Genomic DNA, 26,361 nt, shown 5'->3' on the forward strand with positions numbered 1-26,361 from the left:
AAAATTAAAAATAGTTTGCCTTAAACTTAGAATAAAATTCGGAAACGATAAACAATTCAAATAAAAAAATAATGCGTTTTACGGGAAAAGGGAAACAAAATATAAGTCACTACGTAATAGACTCCCCCAGATTGGGTGATACCCTAAAAATGATTAAAATTCAACTATTTTAAATTCTATTCTTCTATTAAGAGATTTGTTCTCTTCTGTAGTATTAGGAACCAATGGGTTAGAGGCTCCCTTACCTTTAAAATATAGCCTGGATTGATCTATTCCTGCATTTTTTAAATATTCAACAACGCTTTCAGCTCTTTTCAACGACAATTCTTGATTGTAAGAATCATTGCCATCGTTATCAGTATGGCCGACTATTTCAATCCTAACCTTTGGATTATCCTTTAAAAAGGAAATTATCTTCTTTAATTCTGTCTTAGAGTTATCCTTAAGGCTATAACTATCGGTGTCGAAAAATATATTATTCAATCTGGTAGAAACATTTTCCTTAATTGGGCTCAAGTATATATCCATTGCTACTGGCTCGGAGTCGTTATTCAACTCCATCTTAAATGTATATGTATTAAATAGGTATGATTTTGCGTTTGCATATAATGCATATTCGGAGCCCTCGGTAAGGACCATCAAGTATTCACCAGTAACAGAATCTGAATACACGACTGACAACCTTTCATCTTGTGACAAATCAAATAATTCAATTTTTGCTTTAAGTGGGGATTTTGTTTCTGCATCGCGCACAATTCCTTGTACATAAGAGGCCTTATTCTCTAATTCATAAATTTCAGACAATTCAAATTCATAGAGAACGCCTTTCTTCTCAGAGTTTAATGATTCATTAGAGTAATAACCTTTGTCACCTCTCGAAGTAATAAATAGGGAAACCTGATCTTCACCATTATTAATAGGTGAGCCTATATTAACAGGTTTCGACCAACTGTCATTATCTCTTTGTGAACTATATAGGTCGAACCCACCAAAACCAGGCAGGCCGTTAGTTGCATAATATAATATGAGTCCGTTAGGATGAATAAAAGGAGAAACCTCTTCTTGTACTGTATTAACGAGTGGGCCCATGTTCTTGGGCTTGGACCAAACCTCCGAATCATCTTTATATGAAACCCAAATGTCGCGACCCCCTAATCCGTTTGGTCTGTTAGATATAAAATAAAGGGTTCTACCATCAGCCGAAAGGCTCGGTTGGGATTCCCAATACCTGGAATTTATATTAGGCCCCAAATTTTCTGGCACTGACCAAACGCCACCTTCCTTTTCACTTATATATAAATCACAGCTTCCATATCCATTTCTGCCGTAGCACGAAGTAAAAATTAATACTCGGCCATCTGCAGAAATCGTACAAGTACCTTCATTGAACTGAGAATTTATGTTGGATGAAATTGATTCAGGGGCAGACCATTGGCCATTAGAGTCTAGTTTACAAATAACCAAGTCCTCGTCATCATTTGGAGTATCTCCTAATCTTCTAGTAAATATTAAGGACTGACCATCAACAGTAACTACAGGAAAATACTGCATTGCAAAAGCGTTGACCGTATCTGATAAGGGCTTCGGGTTAAATGACACCTCCCTTTTATTATTTTCAATTGCAAACTGTGCATTGGATAGAATCGTATTTGCTTCCATAACTCTTTGAGAGTTTCTTGGATTATATGCCAGATACTTATTTATGTAATCAATGGCTTGCTTATAGTCATTCTTTCTTAAATACAGTTCTCCTAATTCGAAATAAGAGGGCCCATTATTTTCTCCTTTTAATTCAATGACATTGAGAAAAAGAGATTCGGCTTTTGTAAGATCCCCTTGAGCCTTATATATGGTGGCAAGCCTAAAGTAAGCCTCATGAAATTTTTTGTCTTTTTGAATGGATTGCTCTAAAAGGCTAATCGCTTGATTATACTGACCTCTAACCCTATAATTATCAGCTTCGTAATATAGCTCAGCTGCTTTCTTTGATTTTGTACTAAGACGTGATTGAGCTATTGACTGATAAGCACAAAAAAATAGACAACATATAATAAGGTGTATTTTCCACATAGATTTTTAAATCTATGCATCCAAAACGAAAATACCGAATTTATATTTCTGTAGTAATAGTGCTTTTTGTTGTTGCTGCCTTTAGGGTATTCATAAGAAGTGAGGCGATTGTCATCGGTCCAACGCCACCAGGAACTGGAGTAATAAAAGACGCTTTCTTTTCCACTTCTTCAAAATTAACATCACCACTAAGTATATAGCCTCTTTCATTATCTTCTGTAGGAATTCGTGTGATGCCCACATCCACTACTGCTACGCCTTCTTTAACCATGTCGCCTGTTATTAGTGCCGGCTTGCCAGTAGCTACTATTAATATATCGGCCTGCTTAGTGTAATGTGCTAAGTCGACCGTATGTATATGACAAACTGTTACGGTGGCATTTTCGTGGTAGGCCATTATAGAACTCATGGGTGCGCCAACAGTTCGGCTGTTGCCTACCATCACGCAATGTTTTCCTTTAATATCTACCTTATACCTTTTAAGCAGTTCCACAATACCGAAAGGTGTGGCCGGAAGCAATCCCGGATGCTTGGAAGTAATACGACCATAGTTTTCGTTCGTAAAGCCATCAACATCTTTATGTGGTAGTATTCTATCCGTCACTTTTGATGCCGAAATATGATCAGGGAGTGGAAGTTGCACAATCAGACCATCAATATCTTCATCGGCATTTATCCGTTCAATCTCAGTCATCAGTTTTGATTCTGAAATTGTAGTAGGAAAATTAAGTAGGGTATATTCGAAACCTACCCGTTTACACGCTTTAATTTTATTGTTTACATATGTCTGGCTGGCACCGTCATCACCTACTAGAATTGCGGCCAGGTGTGGAGCTTTTTTATTTTTTGCTTTTAACGCATCAACTTCCGATTTGATTTCTTCTTCAATTTCTCTGGAAACCTTTCTTCCGTCTAGTATTGTAGCCGACATAATTTATCAATCTAATTTAAGTACTGCCATGAATGCCTCTTGAGGAATTTCAACATTTCCTACCTGACGCATTCTTTTTTTACCTTTCTTTTGCTTCTCTAATAATTTACGCTTCCTTGAAATATCACCCCCATAACATTTTGCCAAAACGTTTTTTCGCATTGCCTTTACAGTTTCTCTGGCGATAATTTTGGTACCGATAGAAGCCTGTATTGCTATTTCAAACATTTGACGAGGAATCAAATCCTTTAGTTTTTCACACAGGCGTTTTCCCCACTCGTAGGCTTTATCTCTATGAACGATAGCAGAAAGTGCATCCACTTTCTCACTATTTAACATGATATCCAGTTTAACCATCGATGACTGCCTGTATCCGATAAGCTCATAATCCAATGAGGCATAACCACGAGATAATGTTTTCAATTTATCGAAGAAATCAAAAACGATCTCAGCCAATGGCAATTCAAATGTTAATTCAACTCTATTGGAAGTGAGATAAACCTGATTCTTAATAATACCTCGCTTATCGATACACAGGCTTATTATATTACCGATGTAATCTGCCTTACTTATGATTTGAGCTCTAATAAATGGCTCTTCAATATGAGAAACCGTATTTGGCTCAGGCATTTCTGATGGTGCATTAATATTATACACTGAACCATCCGTTTTTACAGCATGAAATTGAACTGAGGGAACGGTAGTGATCACTGTCATATCAAACTCACGCTCGAGTCTTTCCTGAACAATTTCCATGTGCAGCATTCCAAGGAATCCACACCTGAATCCAAACCCTAATGCCGCTGAAGTTTCAGGTTCCCATATTAACGAAGCATCATTTAATTGAAGCTTCTCCATAGAGGCTCTCAACTCCTCAAATTCACTAGTATCCACAGGATAGATTCCGGCAAAAACCATCGGCTTCACATTCTCAAAACCTTTCACTGCCTTACAGGGACGATCTACGTGTGTTATCGTATCACCCACCTTAACTTCTTTGGCGACTTTAATACCTGATATGATATAACCCACATTCCCGGCACTAATTGAATTCTTTGGTTGTTGCTTCAATTTTAATACCCCAATCTCATCGGCTTCATAGGTTTTATTGGTATTTACAAACTTTACCTTCTCTCCTTTCTTCAGTGTTCCATTAAACACTCGGAAATAAACCTCAATGCCTCTGAAAGGATTAAACACAGAATCAAAGATCATAGCCTGTAATGGTTCTTCAGGATCACCTTTTGGAGCAGGGATTCTTTCTATAATTGCAGAAAGAATGTTATCGATACCTATACCCTCTTTCGCACTGGCATGGATAACTGATTCAGGGGCACAGCCAATTAATTCAACAATCTGGTCTGTAACCTCCTCCGGCATGGCACTAGGTAAATCAATTTTATTTAAGACTGGAATAATCTCCAGATCGTGCTCTAATGCTAAATATAAATTGGAGATTGTTTGAGCCTCGATACCCTGAGCTGCATCTACAATTAGTAGTGCTCCTTCGCATGCTGCGATGGAACGAGAGACCTCATAAGAAAAATCTACGTGTCCCGGGGTGTCAATCAAATTTAGAGTATAATCTTCACCATTAAATTTGTAATCCATTTGAATGGCATGCGACTTAATGGTTATCCCTCGCTCACGCTCCAAGTCCATATCATCCAGCAACTGCTCTTGCATATCCCTATCACTCACGGTACCTGTCGCCTGCAATAGCCTATCTGCCAACGTGCTCTTGCCATGGTCGATGTGTGCTATGATGCAAAAATTTCTAATGTTTTTCATGTGTATAGTTGAATGTTCAACGGTCACATGGAATTCGTAATAATCTTATTCATTAAAATTAAAAGAAGCTTTAATGAATAAAATTGTCCTCATTTCATGTTAGACTAATCCCTTATCCTCTAATTTTGACCTGCAAAAGTAGCTAATAATTAGCTGGAAAAGAACAACGAGAACGAACATATATTTTACGACTGAAATGAACATTGCTGAGAAGAAAAGACAGAATAATATTGCCGAATACATCATTCACATGTATCAGTCTGAAGACTTAATAAGAGCCTTTGAATGTGATATCGATAAAGTGAAAGAATATGTACTAAAACACATTCCAACAGAAGGTACTACCAAGAAAGAGTTAGAGCATTGGTATCAGCAACTATTGGAGAGAATGCAGCATGAGAATATACTCAGCAGTGGGCACCTTAAAGAAACTCATGAAATTGTGGCGCAATTAGATGAGCTCAAACAAGAGTTAGTTCATAATGACGAAGAATTTAAATCGATATACACAAAAGCAGAAAGCCATATTCAACAAATGCTCCAACTGGCCGAAGGTAAAATTAACAGTGAAGTGCAAATTTGCCTCAATGGGGTATATGGTTTATTAATTGCTAAAATTAACGGTAGAGATATTCCGGATGAGTTTAGAGAATCAATTGAGGAGTTTGGAAATGTACTCTCCTACTTAAGCTATAAATACAAGCAGAAGCACTTTTTAAGCAATAACTAGTTGTAATTATTGGGTTTTAAAATTGCTAAGTATTGATCATGCTCATCAGTAAAAACTATTTCGCAATGCCAGTCATTCTTCTTGGCCTCTGATTGTAGCAGAATTGGATCAATGTATAACCAATTAAACCATTCCCCAAGAATACTTTCGTACTCATAGCAGAACTCTACCTCACCGTAATACCTATCCTTAGGCATTTCATCGGCCATATATTTTACATCACTAGAATCTACAATTACCCGACCTCCGCTATTTAAAAGTGATTTTAGGCTGCTGAAGAAAATAGGAATATTCTCTAACTTTTCGCACAATCCAAACCCGTTCATCATTAACAGTAGCGTGTCGAATTTTTCTTCGATGTTTCGATAATCATCGCAAATGATGTTTTTAGCACCTTCATGAGCCATAATGTAACAGCCTACTTCAGATGTCTCCACCGCTGTGACATCATGTCCGTTATTATTTAGGTTTAGTGTTAAAGCTCCGGCTCCTGCACCAATATCTAAGATTTTGCCCTTACATAAACTCAAGGCTTTTTTCTCAAGTTCTGTAAAGTCATATTCCTCTCTGAAAAACACCTCAACCGGCATAATTTCAGGATTTCCATAGTTATTATGAAGCGTTAATTCTGAGCACTTGCCGTTATAGTACAGGTCATGAAGTGCAGCATCAAAGGGAGTCAAATCAGGATAAGTATTTTTCTGCTCTTTTCTTGATGTCACTCTTGTCTACCGCCTTGGATGGATCCAAATAGGTTGTAGAAACTAAATCAAACAGTGCTTCTTCATTGTAACCTAATTTTTTGATGACTTGCCAACAAAATTTCATTTCTTCTTTATCAATTCTGCCGTCAATTTTCATCACCATCACAAGGTTGGTCATTAGTTCGACTTTTTGCTCTCTGGTGAAATGTTCAATAGATGGAATGTTATGTTCAGCTCTTGTCTGATCTATTATTGCCTCAATGTCTTCAGAAGAAACATTTGAAGAAGCCCCAATTTGTCTGATTAATTCCAACTCAGCCTGATCGGTTTCACCATCAATTTTGGCCATCATTACCAAAATATTTAAATGCGGATTTTCTTTTAAGGGCATAGATCTGATTTTATGACATTAATAAAGCAATTTAATAAATCCTGATAAATAAACCTTTAGTTTTAAGTTGATCTATACTGAATGAACTTTCTCGCTCACATATACCTATCTGGCGATAACCAAAAACTAATGGTTGGAAACTTTATGGGTGACTTCGTGAAAGGCAGCAGTTTTGATCATTATGACGATCTGCTTGTAAAAGGTATATGGCTGCATAGAGCTATTGATGAATACACAGATCAGCATGAAGTTGTGCACAAAAGTAAGGATCGGTTGAGAGCAAAATACAGGCATTACTCAGGGGTGATTGTAGATGTTTTTTACGATCATTTTCTTGCCAAAAATTGGTCAGATTATCATACTACAGATTTGCTGACATTCACTCAAAACGCCTACTCAATATTATCCAACTTTAAGAACATTATGCCGGCTAAAGCTCAATACGTTTTACCATATATGATGGATGGAAATTGGCTTTACCACTATGCAAAAACAGAGGGTATTCACAGATCACTTTCAGGTATGGCAAGAAGAACCAAATTTAACTCTAAAATGGATGAAGCTGTGAATGATTTGAATGACCATTACACTGAATTTGAAAGTGAATTCAAACTCTTTTTTGAGGACCTAAAAGAATTCTGTTCCGATTGGATAGCTAAGGAATTGGCCTAATTTTGCAGAAACAATTTTTGTTATGAATAACGATCCAGAATTAAACGGCAAATATTTAGGCTCAATAACGCAAGATTTTGCAGTAGTTTCTGACACGCTTAAAGAAGCATCCTACCAAATAAGAAAAAGAGGCTTCTCAGATCATCCAGTATTTGCAATCGCTAAGTTTGAACAGCCTATTGGGCAGTTGCTCATAGCCAAAGAAGACCTTGCCGTTAACTGGAATTACAATGCTTCTTTTTTGGATGAATTTGTACAGCGTGAAATTGTGGCGGCTGATAAAGTAGATGAATTTAAGGCGAACTATAAAGACCCTGACGAATTTTGCTGCCTATTCGTAATAGACGATGACTTTACAAAATTCGTATTTATACCTTATCCAGAAGATTAATCTTTTTTGTAGTGATTCCAGCCTTGCGCCTTAATATCAATCAGGTTTTCTTGTTTGGTTACCATTTTACAGCCTTCTGAAAATTCTTTTACATAGCCAATAAAGTGGATGTCAGAATGATTCTTGAGCTTTTCATAATCATCTTGATTGATGGTAAAAAGAAGCTCATAATCTTCACCGCCATTCAATGCTGCAGTTGTTGAGTCTATACCTAACTCATAGCCAGTATCGTAAGTCTGTTTGTCAATAGGCAATTTATCTTCATAGATCTGAACACCAATTTTGGAGCTTTTAGCAAGGTGCATGAGTTCTGAAGCCAGGCCGTCTGAAATGTCGATCATAGAAGAAGGTACCAGTTTTAATTCTGCCAGCTCATGAATTATATCCATTCTTGCAGACGGTTTAAGTTGCCTTTGTACTATGTAATCATATTTATCCAATTGGGGCTGCATTTCCGGATTAGACAAGAACACTTGTTTTTCGCGCTCCAACACCTGCAGACCTAGGTAGGCAGCTCCTAAATCTCCGGTAACACAAATTATATCGCCTTTCTTTGCTCCTGAACGTTTAACCACTGATTTCTTATCCACCTGACCCAATGCAGTAATCGACAACACTAATCCGCTGGCAGAAGAACTTGTGTCACCTCCAACAAGGTCAACCTTAAAATCTTCACACGCCTTTAAAATTCCTTGATAAAGCGTATCCACAGCTTCTAAGGAAAACCTATTACTTAAACCAATATTTACAGTAATTTGAGTGGGAACGCCATTCATAGCCGCTATGTCTGATACATTTACAGCTACTGCTTTGTAACCCAAGTGTGCCAATGGCATATAGGATAAATCGAAGTGCACGCCTTCCAAAAGCATATCGGTGGAAACCAAAAGCTGCTTATCCTTTACATCTATTATTGCGGCATCATCACCTATCCCTTCAAGGGTAGATTTATGCTTATTTTTAGTGCTATTTTTGATACGCTCAATAATTCCAAATTCTCCTAAATCACTTAATTCAGTCCTTTTTTCAGCCATTTTCTATTAAAATTTAGATGTAACTCAACGGTTAAAACCGCAGTTCAGCGTTGCAAAGTTATACTTAATCTAGTATCGGCCATTGTCTTGGTGACTAAAATGCTTCTCAGGCGTATTTAGTAACAAAACAACAACCTATAAGAAGATGAAAGGAATAATTGCAGAAATATTGGTAGTTGCGCTTATGTTAGTTCTTTTTGCATCATGTGGCCCGAGGCCTCAGTACAAAACCGCAAAGGGAAAAAAGAAATTAAAATACTATAATTCGGTACAATACGACCGTGTTGATGTGGCAGATTATAAGAAAATCAGGAATTAATCTCCTGGCATAGTTCTACAAGAACACCATTAGTAGATTTAGGGTGTAGAAAGCAAACCAATTTGTTATCTGCACCTTTTTTTGGCTTCTCATTAAGCAAAATAAAACCCTCATCTTGCAGACGCTTCATTTCCGCTTCAATATCAGTTACATCGTAGGCAATATGATGAATACCCTCGCCCTTCTTTTCAATAAACTTAGCTATAGGGCTTGCCGGATCAGTTGCTTCCAGTAATTCTATTTTAGATTCGCCCATTTGGAAGAAAGAAGTGTTTACATTTTCTGATACAACTTCTTCCGTTTTGTAGGGCTCTGTATTTAATAATGAAGAAAATAATTTATTTGACGTTTCAAGGCTTTTAACGGCTATTCCAATATGTTCTATTTTGTTCATGAGTAGTTTTTATCTTTGTGCTGACAATAGAACGTTAAAGTTTGAAACTTTTTGCCCTTGTGAAAAGTTTTAGTTTAAATTTATTTCTCCAAAGCAGAAAGAAATATAATTATGATGGAGACAGCAAACGACATACATGTAGAGGCGGCCCGGATTCAAAAAGATATAAAAAGCTATTTAGGGCTAAGAAGTAATGCCCTGATTTTTGAATACAGTAAATTTGAAGGAAAGATTAAATTGGATTTGATAACTATCAATCCGAGGCACAATCAATCTTTTTTATTTCATTCTGAATTAGGTTTCGACAAAGTAGATGCATTAAAGAAAATGCTTACTTACGTTGAGAATTATAAGGAGAAAGAAAGCTCTTATACTATTCAGTGGATAGCTAATAATGAAAATAAGGAGTTGCACACTTCTTACTTTAGAGCAAGTAGCATTTACGATGCGCTAGATAAGTTGTATTACGGTAGAGATAGTAATACAATTACCGTTTTTAGTGTAGTATTGAATCCAGTGGCTTAATTTTGCAATTATGATAAGTGTAACAGATAAGGCGAAAGATAGAATTATAGAATTGAGGAATCAGGAAGGTAAGTCTGATGACCACAACATCCGTGTGTTGGTACAAGGTGGTGGTTGCTCAGGTTTGATGTACGACCTAAAATTTGATTCTGCTGTTGAAGATAGCGATGAAGTGTTTGAAGATAAAGGCGTAAAAATTCTTGTTGACAAGAAAAGTTTGCTTTACTTATTAGGCACTACATTAGACTTTTCAGACGGACTAAATGGCAAAGGCTTTCAGTTTATTAACCCAAATGCCACAAGAACTTGTGGTTGTGGAGAGAGTTTTGCGGTTTAAGTATCGAATTACAATATTTAAAAAGGCTTCCGATCGGAAGCCTTTTTTATTTACCCATTGCTTTTATTACTCGATCCTCCTGTATAAGAACATCACGCATGAGGAGATTATGTGGAAACACCTTTAATTTAGATTTTTTAAACCCGTGCATAATTTGAATTAATGAATCAGCTGTAATCAATGATAAATTAAGTTCATATTCAAGACCAACATCCTTTATAAAGTCATCACTGAATTCCGGTCCAATCAATAATGATTTAATCACAGTATAGCCTTTTGATTTAGCCAAGTCTGAATATGCCTTTAACTGTCTTTTTACAGCACTGAATTTATTATACCCACTATCCTTGTTAGTTTTACATTCAACAATTATCAATTGATTTTTGCCCAAATCAATCACCAGATCAATCTTATCTTTTTTAGTGTTTAATGTTTTTCTAATTGAATCATCAACTTTAAAGCCAAGGTTTTGAAAAATCTTCATTGTTAATGACTCGAATTTCAGGCCTATTTCACTTTCTTTTATTCTTATTCCATTTTCTTTTAACGTTTTGATATCCCTGTAGCCAAAAGCTGAGTAATTCTCTAAATACATATTTTCAGAATCTTTAAAGACTTCCAATACATTAGAAATTAAATTTCCTCTGGTTTTGGCTCCTTGTTTTGAGGCAAATTTCGATAGTTCTTTTTCTGGAATTACCTCTAATACATCGCGAGGTTTTATATTGTAATCTAAAAGGTACTCACTGCTAAGAACTTTTTCTTCTTGTAATTCAAACTCCTGTTTTAGGATAGCATTGACTTTGGGTATCAATTCATTAATTTCATTCAGCATCTTCTCATATCCTTCATGAGAGATGCCAACTTTAGTGTCCTTTTCGATATGGTCAAAATAATCAATGAGATTTTGAATCTTTTCCTCAACAGTTGCTCCTTTTAATGACGGTTCTATTGAAAGACCTTTATCACATAACTCTGATATAAATTTTTTCTTCTCTGTTAATTTCGTATCGTCTTTGTAGATATCATTTGAAAGTATTGTACTAAAGGAAATACCTTCGTTGATTATATTTTTGATCTTAATATCAAGCGGTTGCTTCCAATCAATGTTATGTTTTTTACATACGAGATTAATTTGAGGCTCTCTTATCTGCTTTAAAACTCTTCTAAAGAACTTATCGGCTACCTCTTTTCCTCTAATTTTCCGGAGAACCCTTACCATTTCATCAGCTACATAAACCATGTTATTCTTCTTAGAATAGAAGACTATACCCGTATTTTTTAGTTGGTCAATTACACTTTGAACCTCCATTTTATCAATGGGCACAACCATGTAATTTATGAGCTTAATTTCTTCTTGCGAAAGCTCTAATTGTTGTGATAATGTGATCAAGATTGATTGCTCATCTGCGGTAATTTTTGGTTCTTGATTATTATCCTCATCATTATAATATGCAGTATGGACACATGCTTTATAAATAAGATAATCTCGTATTCTCGACTCTGAAGAGTCGTGTTCTTTCAGATCATTTTCTAACTGTTTTATTTTCTTTTTGATTTGCTTTATTTCCTGCTCATATAGTCTAGAAAGCCAATCTTGTTTCATAATACAATTGCCATCTCTAATTATAATATCAATTAGTATATCGAGTTGAGATGTCACATTAACAAATTCTGTTTTTATGAAACTCGCAAATTCGTTCTCAAGGAGAGAAAATACATTAGAGATATTCTGACTATCTATATTCTTTAAGTCTCCACTGTATTCTGAAATTATCTTATCAACTTTTGAATAATTAGCCGGGTTTTCTGAGAGAATGCCATCAATAATTTTAAGGAAAGAGTTCTTTTCAAAAGAATTTAGGCGATCGAGAATTTTCTCTAATTTCATGATGCTTATCTTTAAATAAAGTCAATATTAAATTTAAATATGACAATTTAAGATAAGTAAAACTACATTATTTTAAAAGTGAATCATATTAAGCTTTGAAAGCTTAGGAAAGGTTTTTTATTTTACCCACCCCTAGCCCCTCCCGAGAGGGGAATATGCATTCCACTAATCTATAGTTGCAATACACTTCAACTCAATAGCAATAGGGGTTGGCAGTGAGTTTATTTCTACGGTAGTTCTGCACGGCTGATTATCCTTGAAATACTCTGCGTAAATAGCATTGTACTTCTTGAAATCTACCTTAATATTCGTGAGAAACACCGTAACATCTACTAGTTTATCCCAACTACTACCTGAAGCCTCTAAAACTAACCGTACATTTTCAAATACAGAATGGCACTGGGCTTCAATATCATAGTCAGTTATATTACCATCAGCGTCTAGTGTAACACCTGGTATTTCTTTTGTTCCTTTTTTTCTGGGCCCAACTCCTGACAGAAACAATAAGTTACCCACTTTACGTGCGTGAGGGTATAAACCTACCGGTTCTGGTGCTTTGTCCGAGTTTTTAATGCTATCGCTCATACTTAAGAATTCATCAAATCTTCAATCTCTTCGGCTTCAATAGGGATATTGCGCATCAGGTCGAATGTGCCATCTTTGGTAATTACAATGTCATTTTCAAGTCTTACCCCGAGACTTTCTTCTCTAATATAAATTCCAGGCTCCACAGTAAATACCATGCCTTCCTTCATCTCCTGATAAATATTAGGCACATCATGCACATCTAAACCTATATGGTGCGAAGTGCCATGCATAAAGTATTTTTTGTAAACTGGGTTTGATGGATCCTGGTTTTTTACATCCGTTTTATCGATCAGACCTAAACCTATCAATTCGCTCTCCATCAACTTGCCCACCTCTTTATGGTATTCAGGAATTACATTTCCTGGCCTCAACATTTTGGTGGCCTCTCTTTTTACTTTTAATACGGCATTATAAACCGCTTTTTGACGCTCCGTGAACCTACCATTAACAGGTATTGTACGAGTCATGTCGGCATTATAATTGGCATATTCAGCGCCTACATCCATGAGCAGCAGGTCGCCATCTTTACACTCCTGATTATTATCAATATAATGTAGCACACATGCGCTGTATCCTGAGGCTACTATTGGCGTATATGCAAAACCTCTAGAACGGTTTCTCACAAATTCATGAAGATATTCGGCTTCAATCTCGTATTCCATTACGCCTGGCTTCACAAACTTTGCTACCCTTCTAAAGCCTTTTTCAGTGATATCACATGCAATTTGCATGGCATCAATCTCGTATTGAGACTTAGAGGTACGAACGTTATGCATTAATGGTGCAGAACGTTCATACTTATGAATGGGGTACTTATCCTTACACCAATTTAAAAATCTTCTATCCCTAGTCTGAACCTCAACAACTGCTCTTATATGCTCATTTGTATTCAGGTAAACATGCTCTGCCTCAGCCATAAGTGTGTTAAACACACCTTCGAAGCTCGATACCCAAAGGATATTTTTTATTCCTGAAATTTCCTCAGCTTCTTCTTTGGTGAATTTATGACCCTCCCAGATTGCGATATTTTCATTCGTCTCTTTTAAGAACAACACTTCAGAGAAGGTTTTATCGTAAAAATCAGGGAATAACACCAACATACTTTCCTCTTGGTCTATGCCTGAAAGGCTCAACAAATCGTTATTTTGACGAAAAACCATCGTTCCATCAGCATTCGTTGGCATGATATCATTAGAATTAAAAACAGCTATTGAGTTGGGCTTCATTTGCTCCACAAACTGCTTTCTGTTTTTTATGTATAGTTCTTTATTAAGAGGTGTATATTTCATAATGGCTAATTAGTCTAATTTCAGTAGAAGTTAAATTCTGCTAAATTTAATGTTATGAATAAATTTAAACTTTTGATTTATGCCCTCATGCTATTTGCAGGCACTTTGCGGGCGCAGCAAAAGTACTGGATATATCTAAAAGACAAAACGGCCTCAGTTGAGGATATCAGAAATACCGCCAATGCGTTTGGTACTACCCCAATTGTTATTTCTGACTGGTTAAAGGCCTATTCCAGCAATTTATCTTATGAGCAAATCAATAGTTTAAAATTAAATGCTGCTATCGCTGGGATTAGTGCCGTGCGCAGTCATATTATTACTCATGGTAGTATTATCGAGCCTTTCCAGATACACAAGTCGCTCGATCAGATTAAAGCCGATACACTCATACAAATGGGTATTAATGGTAAGGGTATAAAAATTGGAATTATTGATGCCGGCTTCCTCAATGCAGATAAAAATAGATATCTAAAAAAGGCCATTGAACAAGGACAGGTAAAAGGCTATAAAAATTATATCGACCCTGAACTCGTAAACCCTTTTGAGGGCACCTCTTTGAACAATGATAATCATGGCACCGAAGTGTTTCAGTTTATTGCGGGTAATAGTATTGAAATGACGACCGGGCTAGCTACAGAAGCTACTTATTACTTAGCCCGAACTGATCGCTCAGAATCTGAGTATCATGCGGAGGAAGACTATTGGATAGCAGCCCTGGAATGGATGTACAGCGAAGGTGTGCGCCTTGTTAACTCTTCATTGGGCTATAGCGATGGTTTTGATACCCCAGATACCGATTATTTACCTGAAAATGTTGATGGGAAGTTCAGTGCAATTACACGCGCTACAGATATTGCTATTAATGACAAAGGGATGACCATTGTGCTATCAGCCGGAAATGACGGTAACAAAGACTTCAAAATCATTTCAATACCCGCTGATGCTAAAGGCTCAATTGCTGTTGGATCTACCGGATATAGGTACTGGGATCGATTGGATTATAGCTCCATTGGTCCGGAGCATTTGAAAATGGTTAAGCCTGACTTTTCTTGTTATGCTTCTGGTGGCACTTCCTTCTCAGCCCCAATTATTACCGGATTAATTGCCTGCATGAAGCAGCTCAAGCCTGGAATAACAAATAGCGAGATAATAAATTTATTGGCCAAGTCATCACATTTATATCCGCATCCCAATAATTACCTTGGATATGGTGTGCCTGATGTAAATAAACTGCTCCATTTAATGGCAGATAATGATCAAAAGGTATGGGGAAGCGAGCAAATTCAAGCAACGGATACGCTTACAATTGAACTGCCAAAGAGTTATAATATCATGTCTTTTCATAAGAAAAATAGCTACATAGTTTTAAAACAAGAAAAACTTCGTTGGCGAGACAATAAGGTTACTGTGGAGCAATTTGAAGGTGCAAAGTTTACTACAGTAACAAACGGTAATAAAGTCTGGGAGATTGAATGGGTGGATTAGATGCTTTTAAAGCGATTGTCAAATAAGAATTCCTCTGTTGCCAATAATTTGATCTTCTTAAAATCCAAATGCTGGGGATTAATGAGGTAGTTAGATTCTTCGGGTATAATTACAGAAGGTACCCGTAAAACGCATGTTTCTTGCGTAACAGCCCATTTATCACCCATGTGCCGAGTTTGTAATTGCGATTTGAAACTAGGCCAGTTTTTCGGTAGATCATTTACTGTAACCTCTTCAATGACTATAGTCTCTGGAATTTCAATCACTAACGTTCTAAATTGAGCATTAAGTCCTTCACTGCTCCTATGCACTAAGTTTTCTAAACAAGCCAACGACCTTGATGAGGCTGTATAAACGACAAACGTTCCTGCAGAATTCCATCTGGCAGGCCTGCCTGATGCTACAATTTTATTGGCAAATTCTGCATGAACAATGCGATATACGATCATGCAGTATCTCCATATTTGATACGATCTAACTCATCTGATATTAGATCTATACCATCAGATGTTTTTATCAAATCAAACGGAATATAACCCCCGAGCCCATAAGCAGATTTTGACATCCAATTTATAAATGAAGACCTATCACCAAAAACAGATACTCCTTTGTGATAAAGTGCAACCAGTTTGAGCATAAGTTCACTTCTAATCGGGCTGAACTTAATATTATTGACCTGGTACTTATTAATGGTTTTGTGTGTTAATTCAATCACTTCCGCCATGTAATCATTATGGCCAAAAAGTTTTACGACATCTGTAAAAATATCAGCTGAAACGCCTTTTTGAGCAGATAGAACGATAGTTGTAGGATCGGCAATTTTTGACCTGTACCTTCCATAAATAACTTGTGGTTCATTAGCTTCCATATTTCCCAGTGTTTATTCTAAGGTACGGAAATTTTTCCAAATTTGTTGGAAATTTTTCTTAGTTCAGTTCAGACAGCTCTAACCACCTTAGTTCTTTTGCATCTAAATCACTCTTAGCCTTGTCCAGCTCCTCACCCCAGCTAATTAACTTGGCATGATCGGTTTCTCCGGATATTAGCAACTGCTCCATTTCTGCTATTTTCTCATTTAGTTTTTCAATTTCACTTTCTAACTGCTCAAATTCCCGTTTCTCATTGTAGGTGAGCTTTCTAGTAGCGTCCTTTACTTTCTCCGTTTTATCTTTGTTTTCGATAACGTCAGGTTTGTTTTCCTTTCTTTCTACAGCCTTAGACTCACGATAAACTGAATAATTGCCAGGGAAATCTTTAATGGCCTTACCTTCTTCAAAAACAAACAGGTGCTGCACAAGCCTGTCCATGAAATAACGATCGTGTGAAACAATCACTAAACATCCCTGAAATTGATGCAAAAACTCTTCTAATGTTCTCAGAGTAATTAAATCCAGGTCATTAGTTGGCTCATCGAGAATTAAAAAATTAGGCCTGCCCATCAGTACTTTTAGCAATTGCAATCTGCGTTTTTCTCCTCCACTAAGGTTATCTACGTAATCGTACTGGGCTTTTGGTGCAAAATTAAACTGGGTTAAGAGCCTTGAAGCAGATACTTCCTCTTTCCCGATAGATATAAATTCAGCTACTTCCTGAACTACTTCAATCACCTTCATACCCGACTTAAAGTTGGGCTCTGCTTGCTCATAATAGCCAAATACTGTTGATTGCCCTTTATCCACTTTGCCGCTATCTGCAGCTAATTTACCTGTGATTATTTTCAGAAATGTAGATTTCCCCGAACCATTATGACCAATAATCCCAATTCTATCGCCTTTTTTAAATGTATAGCTGAAATCATTAATGAGCTTTTTATCGCCAAAAGATTTATTTAAATGCTCCAGTTCCAACACTTTTCCGCCTTGCCTTCTTTGCTCGATATCTAAATTAACCTCACTTTTAGAGAGGTTTACATGCGCCTTCTTCTTTGTATCTTCAAAAGCATCGATTCTATATTTGGCTTTCGTACCTCTTGCCTTCGGCTGTCTGCGTATCCACTCCAGCTCAGTTTTATATAGATTTCTGGCTTTTTCCTTTTCCGATTGGGCAATCGTCTCGCGTTCCGCTTTTTTATCGAGGAAATAAGAATAGTTACCAGAATAAGAATATACCTGCTGGTTATCTAATTCAATAATCTCATTGGTTACATTTTCCAAGAAATAACGATCGTGAGTTACCATTACAATGGCCATTTGGCTTGAAGCCAGATACTTTTCCAGCCATTCGATAGCTTCCAAGTCAAGGTGGTTAGTGGGTTCATCAAGAATTACTAAATCAGGCTTTTCCATCAAGGCCTTTGCTAACCCTACTCTCTTCTTCTGTCCGCCCGACATGCTGGAGATATTCTGAGATAGGTCCTCAATGCCTAACTTACCCAGAATCTCTTTAATCTGAGATTCAAACGTCCAGGCGTCCGCTTCATCCATTTTGCTCATTAACTCCGTAAGCCTTTCCATGGATTTAGGATCACTCTCGGCTTTGGAAAGATGGTATTCGTATTCCTCTATAAGTTTGGCCAACTCCTTATTTCCTGACAAAACGGCCTCAATTACATGGTCTGTTTCAAACTCAGGTTGCTGTTCCAGGTAAGCAATACTTACTTCGTTATTCACTACTACTTCACCCTTATCAGGTACATCTACTCCGGCCAAAATTTTTAGTAAAGTAGTTTTTCCACTACCATTTACACCTACAAGCGCCACTTTTTGGCCCTGGCCTATCCCAAAGGTTACGTTCTCGAAAAGTACCCTTTCACCAAACGATTTGGAAATGCTATCAACTGACAAGTAATTCATGGGTGCAAAACTAGCTAAATAGTATCTAGCAACATTTAGGAATTATTTTTAACTTGTGTTGAAATCATTAAAATCAAACCAACATGAAAGTTTTAAAATTTATTGGACTCGGCTTATTAGCTATTGTCGTTTTAGCAGTTATCTATGCTGCATTTCAACCCAAAGAAGGGCAAACCGAAAGATCTATTGTAATTGAGAGGAGCCCCGAGGCTATTTACCCTGTAATTACCACTATGAAAAGTTTCAATGAATGGTCTCCTTGGTTTACGATTGACCCAGAAACAAAGTATACCTATGAGGGCCCGGAAAGTGGTGTGGGAGCAAAAATGGCGTGGGAAAGCGACCACCCTGAGGTAGGTGCAGGTTCTCAATGGATCATTGAGGCAGATGAAAATAAAAGTGTTACGCTTCAATTAGATTTCGGTTTTGCTGGTGAATATTATTCTGACATGTTTTTAAAACCAGTTGAAAATGGAACTGAGGTTACCTGGACATACAGATATAAGGATTTAGACTTGATGGGCGCCTTTTTTGCCTCTGCTATGGATGCTGAGGGTATGGTGGGCGATCAATACGTGACTGGTTTAAAGCAACTAAAGGAATATGTAGAATCTCAGCCTATGCCTAAGCCTGAAGTTGAAGAGGAAATGATGGAATCTGACTCTACAGCTATGGAAGAAGAGATGGCTGAAGGGGAATAAGTATTAGGATGATCTATACGAAAATAGAGACGTCTTAAAATTAAATTAATTTCGTCATTGCGAGGAATCGAAGCAATCTTATAATGGATTCGACACATTTGTAAAGATTGCTTCACTTTGTTCGCAATGACGTTCTACTTTTCAGACTCATTTTATTACCCAGATTCATGATCTCTGGCTTGATAGCGCTTTTCTTTCCACTCTTCCAATTCCTGCTTTCGTTTTTGTAGTTCCTGATCACTGAATTCAAAATCAATTAATTGATCTAAATCGGGCTGACCGGCATCAATCCAGCAGGTGTACCAAAAATCACCAATCATTTTTATAGCCCTGGTCATTTGTCTTTCCACCATACCATCTAATTCTTTGTGGTAGGCCCTTGAAAAATCTTTTGAATATACTCGCACCGTGCTCGCGCCTCGCGTTTCAAATGAAGACTTCTTATCAGCGCCCATTTTCTCACTGAGCTGTTTTTCGAAAAACAATACTGAATCTAAGGCTTCATGAGCCTGAATCAGTGCATCCCAGGCTGCAATTTGAGTGTTGGTGATATACTGTGCATTTCCTACAAAATAATTGTAGTCATTGGAATACAGTTCGGGTAACCTCGATTCCCAAAACCCGTGAATACCGTGTTGATTGGTCAATTGCCCATTATAATTCTCAGTAGTATGTAGCGGCACATTAGCATCCCCAATGTAATGGCCTAAATCGGCAGATAACCTGAGAATAGCTTCTGCATCCTGTATACGCATAGCATCTGTGAGCCATTGCTTTACTCTGTAAATATGCCATGGAACAATGCCATAGGCCTGTAAAGTATCTTCTGTATATTTTTCAACTGCCTCATTCCAATAGCGTGGAAGTTTGTATACCGCACTGTCACCATAGACATCCGCATCTAAATAGTGCCTTGGGGCTTCATTTTCCACTGCATACCGTCTTTTGTCAGGATTTACCGCATTTTCAGTAATGTATTGGATATTAAACTTATAAAAGCCAACCATTTCTATAGGAAGAGTAAAAACCGCTAGTCTATTAATTTTCTGATGCGCAAAAAAGCCCCATATCGCATTAGAACAGGTGAAAATGCATGTAAAAAGAAGTATGAGGACGGTTTTTTTCATGGATGACAATTATAATTCTAATTTCTGGTAACGATAAATATTTAAATAATATTAAAGTGTTGTTTTGTATAAAAATAAAATAACATTACCTTTGCACACTCAAAATTAAATAGAGTAGTTGAAATAAGAGCATATGGCAAATCATAAGTCAGCGTTAAAAAGAATTAGATCAAACAACGCAAAAAGATTAAGAAACAAGTATCAGCACAAAACTACCAGAACGTTTATCAAGAAATTGAGAGAAACGACTGACAAAGCTGAAGCTCAAGGTTTATTGAAAACAGTGGTTTCAATGATCGACAAGCTTGCAAAGAAAAATATTATTCACAGAAATAAAGCTGCGAACAACAAGTCTAAATTAACTAAGTTGGTTAACAGTCTTTAATCTGTACGAAGATTATACAGGAAACCGCTTTGAGCAATCAGAGCGGTTTTTTTATTGCTTACTATTCTGGGCAATGTGCAGGAACTTCATCAATGTACCCAGATACAACGTGAGAAATAGCATGTATTCCATTTTTGAGTAGCTGTAAATAAATTCAAATTCATAAGCCTTGAATACATTCAGCTGCTTAAGTAGCACACACAGAAAGCCTACAAAGAAATAAATGAGCCCTACTTTTTGCCCAAATACAATACTTAGCACACAGGCATGAATAAAATAAGTAATAAACAACATTGCCGCTAAGGCATTTTGATTATCAATAGCGGTAGTAACCACATAAGCTGTAGTGCAGACGAAGCTGATTCCTATTAAAGCCATTACAGCCTCTTTAAATCGAAATCTGGAGATATACATGAGTATAGCAGGAACGCAGAGGTTAATTATTATTGAAGGGATGAGATATACCTCACTTTCAGGATGACGAAATGTGAGCGCAACTATAAAGAGCCCTAACAAAAACTGAAAGTAGCAATATAAGAGGAATGCATTTTTCTTGGCATCGTCATTAAAGAGCATAGGAGTCAAAATAGATGTTTAAAAGCACAATTAAATACATTTATTGAAATCTAGCAAAGAAATATTATTCTTCACCAACAAGCTTTACGCCCCAATGTCAATTTAGCACTGTTCAAATAATAACATTTAGAAGAAGACGTTGATCTTCCTTTTTTGATAAATTTAAGAATGCTAAAAAAAATCAATAAATCACTTCGAAAATACTCTCCTATCATAAATGCAGTGGGAATTATATTGATTCTAGTAGGATTATATTTTAATTACTTGGAAATAAATTCAACAGACAAATTAGAAGACAACCCAATGTGGCGTACTGATGTAATTCGAGCGGATTCCAATCCTTTACAAGATGAATTAAAATTCACTGCATTAAATGACCTTTACAACATTCAAAAAGTTACCATTTGTCTTTTTGGTGCAGAAAGATTGTCAGTTTATGAATATAGCTCAAATTCGATTGGATCATATGAATTAAAAAATGAGCTCAACAATGTTTATAACTATTATTTCAATTTAGACACTTACAAATGTCAAGTATGCCGTGAGGAAGATTCATATCCATTTGTTGCCATCATTGACTACGAAAAGTTTGGGAAAAGATATAGATCCGCAATCCTTTATAATTATCACTATGTAGCATACCTAAAAAGCAAATCTAGTGATGTAAAATTTAAGTCCGAATCAATTGAGTTTGTAAGAAGTGTGTCACTGGATTCTTCATCTATAGCCAGAGAGCTAATATTATTTAATGCAAATAATTCCTTTTTATCTAATTTTCCAAATGGACAACTGAAAGCCAAATCAACAATAGCACATAACAATAAAAAGTATAAACCCTTTATAAACCTGATTGGCCTGAATTTGTCAGAGTTTATTCATGTAATTAAGGTAGAAGGAATTGATTATACATTAAGCATAAAATTGCCTCTTGAGTTATATGATTCAACTGCAAAAGCAAAGAAGAGATTGTATGATAAACAATTACTTGAAGCTCTAAGCACATATGACTATGATCAAGGTTTGGTTGATCAGCTAAATGAAATTGAAATTTATAAGCAAGAATTTAGCTCAACCAGCGCTTCTATTAATTTTGATGCTATGATTAACAAGAAGGATACAATTGTTAATCAAGAAGTATGGAACAGGTGGTATCAAATGAATAATAAGCTATTAAAATCCATTATTGACAAAATTGAAATGTAATTCAAATTCAACTCTCACAGTGATTGAGTATTCTACCGTCATTCTAAACCATTTACTAAGGACAATCTGGAAAAAACTAGATGATATTAACATTTCATGGAGCAGTCAAGATTAGTTCCTCACTATTTACAATTAGCATATAGTATCGCATTTGTTAAATTTTTTTAGCGATTGATCTTCAATATGCTAAGTGAAGTAAAACAAAGAAAGCCTCTGAAATTCAGAGGCTTTCTTTGTGATCCCGCTGGGGCTTCCTGACGTTTGCTTATGCAAAGTCAGGATAGACTTCTCGCCCCAACTTCTATAAATGCAAAAAGCTATCCGAAGATAGCTTTTATGTTGTGATCCCGCTGGGGCTCGAACCCAGGACCCTCTCCTTAAAAGGGAGATGCTCTACCAACTGAGCTACGGAATCTTTCATTAAAAATCCATTGAAATTGGCTCTTTTTTGACACCGTTTTTTCAATGGAGTTGCAAAGATAATAGGTCGGATTATAACTGCAAACATTCCTAACATTTTTTAGCAAAAACTTTCTTACCCACCTTTCGTGTAATTGATTTAAACTACTTGGTAAATGTTTTTTCACAACCATATATTTGTTCCATGAAAAGAATCCTGGGTTTAATCATTGTTTTACTGTGCAGCACTGGCGCTTACTCGCAAAGTTTAGCCACTGCCGACTCACTATTTAATGAAGGTAAGTATACCGAGTCATTCGAAATTTATAAAACCCTTCTGGAAGAGGAGAAAGTTGTAAGCCCTTCCATGCTACTTAAAATGGCCTACATTAAAGAAGGACTTGGAGGAACCTCAGACGCCCTGTATTATTTAAATCTGTATTATTTGAAAACAGCCGATAAAAAGGTTCTATTTAAAATGGAAGAACTGGCTCAAAAGGCTGGTGCAGATGGTTATGAGTACAATGATTTCGAATTCATTCAAACGGTATTCTTTAAATATTTTAACACAATTGTATTAACCCTTATCTCCATTGGAATACTGTTACTTGCAATTTCGTTCTATTTAAAATTCAGAAAGGGTGTAAGTCCGGCCGTACCATCTATTTTTATGGTATTTGTATTAGCCCTTACCTTTGTTCTGATCAACTTTGGAAAGCAATATAACAGAGCTGTTGTAACAAAATCTAATGCCTATTTAATGAGTGGCCCTTCATCTGCAGCAGAGGTGTTAACCATCATTAAAAAAGGCAACCGAGTAGAAACCAAAGGAACTACTGACATCTGGACTAAAATTGAGTCCAACTCCAAAGTGGGTTATATCAAAACAGAAAAGTTAAAAGAAGTAGAACTTTAACATTAGTACATCACACTTACAGAACCTCGGTATTCTCTATTGGTATAATTAATTTGATAGAAGTAAACACCTGATGGTACACCATCGCCTGTCCATTTGAAATCTCTGTCCGTACTACTGAATACTTTTCTTCCCCATCGATTGAATATCACTACCTCCTCAAACTGCCCTGCACAGTTATCGATAGGTAAAATATTTTCTAACTCATTGGTAGCCTCATTCATGTTATACATTCCAAAATACTCATTGAGGCCATCACCGTTAGGAGTGAACAAGTTCGGTGGAAGAATATCGGTTTCTCCTGCGTTCTGATCTATCACATGTATTGTAAAGTCTTTACTAATTCCTTGAGGGTTATAACAATTCAAATCCCTTGCAATGAACGTAAGGTCAATTGTTCTGGTTAGGTTAGCACCTGTTAAGTCAGTGCAATCCGGTGTCCATCTAAACACAGACTGGGCAGTACCTTTTTCCCTGGCTGCGGCAAATTCAAAAGGGTCTGTTGATGAACGCTCAAACAAATCCAATAAGATTGTATCACCCTCGGCATCCAAGGCACGAATGTTCAATTCAATTTCAGTATTTACAATTACTCCAATACTGTCACCAATGATTGGCACACTGTTTAAACTGTTGATAAAAATATCTGGCGGTGCATTTGTTGGCGGACTCAGTAATATATCAATTTCCAATGTATCGATATTTGTTAACTGGCAATCGTCCAAATCTTCTACAAAGAATTCCAGCCTGAAAGAGTCCAGTTCAGCTTCATATTGGCATGGAATTTCCCAAAGGAACTTACTGGTAAGGCCAGGATTGCCGGAACCTTCCTTATTTTCGAATGATGCGCCCACATCTCCAAAATTGAAGTTGGCTCCTCTTCCAAAGAGGTTGATCTGATCATTATCATTATCCCTACCCCTAATATCTAAGTCTACAGTTTGGCCATAATTATAATTGAGTTTTAGGTAGGAATCTGCCGGTCGTTGCGATTCAAATACTCGTGGCTTGGTTTGATCAGGAAAATCAATATTGAGCGTCATGATTGTATTTCTTGGATCTTCATACAAACACTGATCTTCATCATCCAAACTCAATAAAATATCAAAGGCCTTTCTTATGCCTGTTGGGACTTCAACATCCCTACCTGCGGACAGATTAATATTATTTGCATTACAATCATAATTCCAGCTAAAAGTAGTAGTAACTTCTCTATCGCCAAATACGGGTTCAGTGAATGACATACCTACCTCTTCTAAATCAAAACCTAGTGGTGTTATTTCAAAAGTTACAGGGTCTTCTGCATCGTAACCGTTAATATCAAATGTCAGAGAACCATTAGCCTGAGAAATGACAGTCCTGTTGTATGAATTGATACGTGTCCCATTTCTGCTTTCTGCATAGTAGGCAGTAGTATTGGGCGGTGGCTCAATATTGAGGGTAACAATAACCGTATCTAATGCTGGTTGCGGACAAGCATCGTCTAATGCGATTATACCAATTTGGTAAGGTTTATTTCGCACATAAGGGCATTCTGGAAAGCAAATTTCAAAACGTGCAGTATCCAGTTCATTGACAATTGAAACGTTTTGAGAAACATCAATGGTTATTCCTTCAAGATCTGCATCAAAGTTGATAGGAATAGGCTGAATATTTACATCTTCAGAAACATCTCCACTTACTGGAATATCATTGACCAAAATTTCAATACAACGCTCTGCTGCTCCAAAAGGAAAAAACAGTTGAGTTCCTTCAGAATAAAAGCCACTCGCCCCTTTTTCTCTTGCTCTTACCACAGGTGGCTCGTTAATGCAATTGCTTACCACCAACATTTGAAAATCTCTGCGCATCACGCCTATCTGCTCACCATCTCTAAACTCTTTACACTCTACAGCAAAAACATATAAACCTGTTGATCTTGGTGTTAGTGTTAATAAACCTTTGTCAGAGATCGCCAAGTCGGGATCACCACCTACAATATTTTCTAAACTGAAACCTGGCTTCCAAATTACTTCCGGGTATGGGCCAGGGTTGGGCGTAACTGGAAGTGCATTTTGAGTATCAACAGTGCTGTAAGGCGTTACAAGCGAATATACTAATGAATCTCCATCGTCATCAATGCCGCCAAAATCAGCAAAATAAAAATTATCTACGCAGCCATAATCCCTTAATGGAGGAAATAATCGAGGTGTAGAATTTATGAATTGTTGGCCATCTCGTACGACAGGTGGAAATTCCAAATAGAACGTTTGACCAGCACTAGTACCTGCCCCTGCTGGGTTATCGCTGAAAATATTAGTGATTGTGTAATTTCTACAGCAGCGTTCCCAAGCAACATAATACCCTTCAGGGTCATCATATTCTTCCGCAGATAATGTTAATGGCGCAGTGTAAAATATTCTGGATGTCACCAATTGTCCATCGTCACACTCTACATTACTGTAGGGAACGAATACATCTTCAGTAACATTAAGTAAAATGCTCCGCATTTGAGCATTATCAGACTTTCTATAGATGTAGGCAGTAATCGAATTTTGGCGTGCACCAGGTGTGCCATTTAATTCATCAAAGTAGAGTACCATATTTAATTGGTAGTCGAAATCCTCGACATGCAACAATTCAAATTCGCCACCTACGATATGCGAAGCAAAAACAGTAAGTTTGCCGACCAATAGAAAAAACAGAAGTAGAAGTTTTCGCATAAGCTACCTTAAATATAG

At 36.8% G+C, this 26,361-nt stretch carries 27 protein-coding genes and 1 tRNA gene; 11 read left to right on the forward strand and 17 right to left on the reverse strand.

Annotated elements, in window-relative coordinates; translation table 11 throughout:
* Nucleotides 1-153: 153 nt before the first annotated feature.
* The 3 genes from JR347_RS17180 to lepA are packed head-to-tail and all read right to left on the reverse strand — an operon-like array spanning nt 154 to nt 4,792.
* On the reverse strand, nt 154-2,070 hold the full coding sequence (locus tag JR347_RS17180; protein ID WP_205721805.1) for an OmpA family protein: 1,917 nt from the start codon (nt 2,068-2,070) through the stop codon (nt 154-156).
* A 40-nt stretch (nt 2,071-2,110) separates the two neighbouring features.
* The gene (locus JR347_RS17185; RefSeq protein WP_205721806.1) at nt 2,111-3,001 is read right to left on the reverse strand and encodes a bifunctional 5,10-methylenetetrahydrofolate dehydrogenase/5,10-methenyltetrahydrofolate cyclohydrolase; all 891 of its coding nucleotides are present in this window, start codon (nt 2,999-3,001) and stop codon (nt 2,111-2,113) included.
* Between the two features lie 6 nt (nt 3,002-3,007).
* The gene (gene lepA / locus JR347_RS17190; protein ID WP_205721807.1) at nt 3,008-4,792 is read right to left on the reverse strand and encodes a translation elongation factor 4; all 1,785 of its coding nucleotides are present in this window, start codon (nt 4,790-4,792) and stop codon (nt 3,008-3,010) included.
* Nucleotides 4,793-4,988: 196 nt separating this feature from the next.
* Between lepA and JR347_RS17195 the strand changes: the two genes are divergently transcribed.
* Nucleotides 4,989-5,522: a DUF4924 family protein gene (locus tag JR347_RS17195; protein ID WP_205721808.1), complete on the forward strand. Its 534-nt coding sequence runs from the start codon at nt 4,989-4,991 to the stop codon at nt 5,520-5,522.
* Here the strand turns inward: JR347_RS17195 and JR347_RS17200 are convergent.
* Together JR347_RS17200 and JR347_RS17205 are read right to left on the reverse strand one after the other, a co-directional pair.
* A complete protein-coding gene (locus JR347_RS17200; protein ID WP_205721809.1) occupies nt 5,519-6,244 on the reverse strand; it encodes a class I SAM-dependent methyltransferase in 726 nt (241 codons plus the stop codon). The two genes, JR347_RS17195 and JR347_RS17200, sit on opposite strands and share 4 nt — an antisense overlap.
* Nucleotides 6,207-6,617 (reverse strand): TerB family tellurite resistance protein, encoded by a 411-nt coding sequence (locus JR347_RS17205; RefSeq protein WP_205721810.1) that lies wholly within the window; start codon nt 6,615-6,617, stop codon nt 6,207-6,209. The genes JR347_RS17200 and JR347_RS17205 overlap by 38 nt, the downstream gene beginning before the upstream one ends.
* A gap of 81 nt (nt 6,618-6,698) precedes the next feature.
* Here JR347_RS17205 and JR347_RS17210 point away from each other — a divergent pair, with 81 nt between their 5' ends.
* The gene (locus JR347_RS17210) at nt 6,699-7,289 is read left to right on the forward strand and encodes an acyl carrier protein phosphodiesterase (protein ID WP_205721811.1); all 591 of its coding nucleotides are present in this window, start codon (nt 6,699-6,701) and stop codon (nt 7,287-7,289) included.
* A 22-nt stretch (nt 7,290-7,311) separates the two neighbouring features.
* A complete protein-coding gene (locus JR347_RS17215; protein ID WP_205721812.1) occupies nt 7,312-7,680 on the forward strand; it encodes a hypothetical protein in 369 nt (122 codons plus the stop codon).
* Here JR347_RS17215 and thiL read toward each other — a convergent pair.
* Nucleotides 7,677-8,714, reverse strand: a complete 1,038-nt coding sequence (gene thiL / locus JR347_RS17220) for a thiamine-phosphate kinase (protein ID WP_205721813.1) — start codon at nt 8,712-8,714, stop codon at nt 7,677-7,679. The two genes, JR347_RS17215 and thiL, sit on opposite strands and share 4 nt — an antisense overlap.
* A gap of 145 nt (nt 8,715-8,859) precedes the next feature.
* Between thiL and JR347_RS17225 the strand changes: the two genes are divergently transcribed.
* On the forward strand, nt 8,860-9,033 hold the full coding sequence (locus JR347_RS17225) for a hypothetical protein (RefSeq protein ID WP_205721814.1): 174 nt from the start codon (nt 8,860-8,862) through the stop codon (nt 9,031-9,033).
* On the opposite strand, the gene mce is transcribed toward JR347_RS17225, so the two are convergent.
* Nucleotides 9,023-9,427 (reverse strand): methylmalonyl-CoA epimerase, encoded by a 405-nt coding sequence (mce, locus tag JR347_RS17230; protein WP_205721815.1) that lies wholly within the window; start codon nt 9,425-9,427, stop codon nt 9,023-9,025. The two genes, JR347_RS17225 and mce, sit on opposite strands and share 11 nt — an antisense overlap.
* Nucleotides 9,428-9,538: 111 nt before the next feature.
* Between mce and JR347_RS17235 the strand changes: the two genes are divergently transcribed.
* Entirely contained in the window at nt 9,539-9,952 is a 414-nt protein-coding gene (locus JR347_RS17235) for a hypothetical protein (RefSeq protein ID WP_235689708.1), read from the forward strand.
* 10 nt (nt 9,953-9,962) lie between these two features.
* A complete protein-coding gene (locus tag JR347_RS17240; protein WP_205721816.1) occupies nt 9,963-10,289 on the forward strand; it encodes a HesB/IscA family protein in 327 nt (108 codons plus the stop codon).
* A gap of 46 nt (nt 10,290-10,335) precedes the next feature.
* Here the strand turns inward: JR347_RS17240 and JR347_RS17245 are convergent, their stop codons facing one another.
* The 3 genes from JR347_RS17245 to JR347_RS17255 form a co-directional block, all read right to left on the reverse strand.
* Nucleotides 10,336-12,180, reverse strand: a complete 1,845-nt coding sequence (locus JR347_RS17245; protein ID WP_205721817.1) for a restriction endonuclease — start codon at nt 12,178-12,180, stop codon at nt 10,336-10,338.
* A 165-nt stretch (nt 12,181-12,345) separates the two neighbouring features.
* Nucleotides 12,346-12,765: a RidA family protein gene (locus JR347_RS17250; RefSeq protein ID WP_205721818.1), complete on the reverse strand. Its 420-nt coding sequence runs from the start codon at nt 12,763-12,765 to the stop codon at nt 12,346-12,348.
* Nucleotides 12,766-12,767: 2 nt separating this feature from the next.
* A complete protein-coding gene (locus JR347_RS17255) occupies nt 12,768-14,057 on the reverse strand; it encodes an aminopeptidase P family protein (RefSeq protein ID WP_205721819.1) in 1,290 nt (429 codons plus the stop codon).
* A gap of 54 nt (nt 14,058-14,111) precedes the next feature.
* Between JR347_RS17255 and JR347_RS17260 the strand changes: the two genes are divergently transcribed.
* The gene (locus JR347_RS17260) at nt 14,112-15,542 is read left to right on the forward strand and encodes a S8 family serine peptidase (RefSeq protein ID WP_205721820.1); all 1,431 of its coding nucleotides are present in this window, start codon (nt 14,112-14,114) and stop codon (nt 15,540-15,542) included.
* Here the strand turns inward: JR347_RS17260 and JR347_RS17265 are convergent.
* The 3 genes from JR347_RS17265 to JR347_RS17275 are packed head-to-tail and all read right to left on the reverse strand — an operon-like array spanning nt 15,539 to nt 18,334.
* A complete protein-coding gene (locus tag JR347_RS17265; RefSeq protein ID WP_205721821.1) occupies nt 15,539-15,991 on the reverse strand; it encodes an RES family NAD+ phosphorylase in 453 nt (150 codons plus the stop codon). The genes JR347_RS17260 and JR347_RS17265 overlap by 4 nt on opposite strands.
* On the reverse strand, nt 15,988-16,410 hold the full coding sequence (locus JR347_RS17270) for an antitoxin Xre/MbcA/ParS toxin-binding domain-containing protein (RefSeq protein ID WP_205721822.1): 423 nt from the start codon (nt 16,408-16,410) through the stop codon (nt 15,988-15,990). Before JR347_RS17270 ends, JR347_RS17265 begins: the two co-directional genes overlap by 4 nt.
* A 58-nt stretch (nt 16,411-16,468) precedes the next feature.
* A complete protein-coding gene (locus JR347_RS17275) occupies nt 16,469-18,334 on the reverse strand; it encodes an ABC-F family ATP-binding cassette domain-containing protein (RefSeq protein WP_205721823.1) in 1,866 nt (621 codons plus the stop codon).
* An 83-nt stretch (nt 18,335-18,417) separates the two neighbouring features.
* Between JR347_RS17275 and JR347_RS17280 the strand changes: the two genes are divergently transcribed.
* The gene (locus tag JR347_RS17280; protein ID WP_205721824.1) at nt 18,418-19,035 is read left to right on the forward strand and encodes an SRPBCC family protein; all 618 of its coding nucleotides are present in this window, start codon (nt 18,418-18,420) and stop codon (nt 19,033-19,035) included.
* Nucleotides 19,036-19,190: 155 nt separating this feature from the next.
* Here the strand turns inward: JR347_RS17280 and JR347_RS17285 are convergent, their stop codons facing one another.
* Nucleotides 19,191-20,162 carry a zinc dependent phospholipase C family protein gene (locus JR347_RS17285; RefSeq protein ID WP_205721825.1) on the reverse strand — a complete coding sequence of 324 codons (972 nt, stop codon included), beginning with the start codon at nt 20,160-20,162 and terminating at the stop codon, nt 19,191-19,193.
* A gap of 133 nt (nt 20,163-20,295) precedes the next feature.
* Between JR347_RS17285 and rpsT the strand changes: the two genes are divergently transcribed.
* Entirely contained in the window at nt 20,296-20,547 is a 252-nt protein-coding gene (rpsT, locus tag JR347_RS17290; protein ID WP_205721826.1) for a 30S ribosomal protein S20, read from the forward strand.
* 51 nt (nt 20,548-20,598) lie between these two features.
* Here the strand turns inward: rpsT and JR347_RS17295 are convergent, their stop codons facing one another.
* Nucleotides 20,599-21,123 (reverse strand): hypothetical protein, encoded by a 525-nt coding sequence (locus JR347_RS17295; protein WP_205721827.1) that lies wholly within the window; start codon nt 21,121-21,123, stop codon nt 20,599-20,601.
* A 168-nt stretch (nt 21,124-21,291) separates the two neighbouring features.
* On the opposite strand from JR347_RS17295, the gene JR347_RS17300 reads away from it, so the two are divergent.
* Nucleotides 21,292-22,326 carry a hypothetical protein gene (locus JR347_RS17300; protein WP_205721828.1) on the forward strand — a complete coding sequence of 345 codons (1,035 nt, stop codon included), beginning with the start codon at nt 21,292-21,294 and terminating at the stop codon, nt 22,324-22,326.
* A gap of 342 nt (nt 22,327-22,668) precedes the next feature.
* Here JR347_RS17300 and JR347_RS17305 read toward each other — a convergent pair.
* A tRNA-Lys gene (locus tag JR347_RS17305) sits at nt 22,669-22,741 on the reverse strand.
* Nucleotides 22,742-22,930: 189 nt separating this feature from the next.
* Here JR347_RS17305 and JR347_RS17310 point away from each other — a divergent pair.
* Complete coding sequence (locus tag JR347_RS17310) at nt 22,931-23,641, forward strand: SH3 domain-containing protein (protein WP_205721829.1); 711 nt, start codon at nt 22,931-22,933, stop codon at nt 23,639-23,641.
* Between the two features lie 2 nt (nt 23,642-23,643).
* Here JR347_RS17310 and JR347_RS17315 read toward each other — a convergent pair whose 3' ends face one another.
* Nucleotides 23,644-26,343 carry a T9SS type B sorting domain-containing protein gene (locus JR347_RS17315; protein WP_205721830.1) on the reverse strand — a complete coding sequence of 900 codons (2,700 nt, stop codon included), beginning with the start codon at nt 26,341-26,343 and terminating at the stop codon, nt 23,644-23,646.
* Nucleotides 26,344-26,361 lie beyond the last annotated feature (18 nt).

It is taken from the genome of Fulvivirga lutea, assembly GCF_017068455.1.
GTDB lineage: Bacteria > Bacteroidota > Bacteroidia > Cytophagales > Cyclobacteriaceae > Fulvivirga > Fulvivirga lutea.